The organism is Streptomyces sp. S6 (assembly GCF_054880855.1).
On record NZ_JBTYMC010000663.1, the window covers coordinates 1 to 1,207 of the forward strand.

General features: G+C 71.9%; 1 protein-coding gene and 1 pseudogene. One reads left to right on the forward strand and one right to left on the reverse strand.

The window, feature by feature from the left end:
- A pseudogene (locus tag ACVNF4_RS36250) lies at window positions 1-465 on the reverse strand (hypothetical protein); the annotation flags it as partial.
- 257 nt (window positions 466-722) lie between these two features.
- On the opposite strand from ACVNF4_RS36250, the gene ACVNF4_RS36255 reads away from it, so the two are divergent.
- A partial coding sequence (locus tag ACVNF4_RS36255; protein WP_461807067.1) for a Nif3-like dinuclear metal center hexameric protein occupies window positions 723-1,207 on the forward strand: 485 nt, incomplete at its 3' end.

A 1,207-nucleotide genomic window follows, 5' to 3' on the forward strand; every position in this document is an offset into this window, starting at 1 on the left:
CCGGCCCGGCACCCGCGCCAGCCGCTCGGGCCCGAAGGCGCCGCCGGCCACCTGCCACACGGTCGTCGAGGTCTCCCCGACCGCCAGCGCGAACACGCGTTTCCCGCAGGGGGCCGGCGGCAGCAGCGTCAGGTCCGCGCACTCCACCGCCCCGAGCTGCACCTCCCCGGTGCCGGGGCCCGTCGGGTACAACAGCGCGAACAGGCGCCGTTCTTCGACCCTCCGATGGATCAACACCCTTCCGTCCGCGAGGGGTTGGACCTCCGTCCCGGCCTCCTCGGGCTGATCGCCGGGCAGCGGGACGACGTACGCCTCCGGTCCGCCCAGCGACCATCTCTCCGGGAACCACGCGTCCCCGTTCTGGGCGAGCCGCGCTCCGTACCCCCCGTCCGCAGTGATCACGCAACCCGCTCCCGTCGCCCCCTCCGCGTCCCCCGCGGTCGGTTCGATCACACAAGCCGTCATCGTCCGATCACCTCCGCCGCAGAAGCTAGTTTTCGTACGCGCGGCCGTGGGACGACCGGGGTCCCTCTTCGCTCGTACGAGTGGTGCAGAAGCGATTCCTCTGAGGCGGGGGCGGGTTTTGTGCCACAGGGGGGACGGCGGAGGCGGGTGGGGACCCCACCGTCGTCCACGTACGTGAACCGCGGGTATCCGTAGTTATCCACAGGTATCCGCCCGACCGGTATGTTCGACAGGAACCGGCAGGTAGCCTTGGGTGTGTGCCCCGTCTGTCTGAAGTCATCGCCGCGCTGGAGAGTCTGTGGCCCGCCGAGCGGGCCGAGTCGTGGGACGCGGTCGGTACCGTCGTGGGGGACCCGGAGCAGGAGGTCGGGCGGGTACTGTTCGCCGTCGACCCGGTTCGGGAGATCGTCGAGGAGGCGGTGAAGCTGGGGGCGGACCTGCTGGTCACGCACCATCCGCTGTACCTGCGGGGGACCACCACCGTCGCCGCGTCGACGTTCAAGGGGCGTGTCGTGCACACGCTGATCAAGAACGACATCGCCCTGCACGTCGCCCACACCAACGCCGACACCGCCGACCCCGGAGTCTCCGACGCCCTCGCCGGCGCGCTCGGCCTCCGCGTCGTCCGCCCCCTCGTCCCCGACACGAGCGACCCCACCGGCCGACGCGGTCTCGGCCGCGTCTGCGAGCTCGACCGGCCGCTGACCGTACGGGAGTTCGCCGCCCGCGCCGCCGAGCGGCT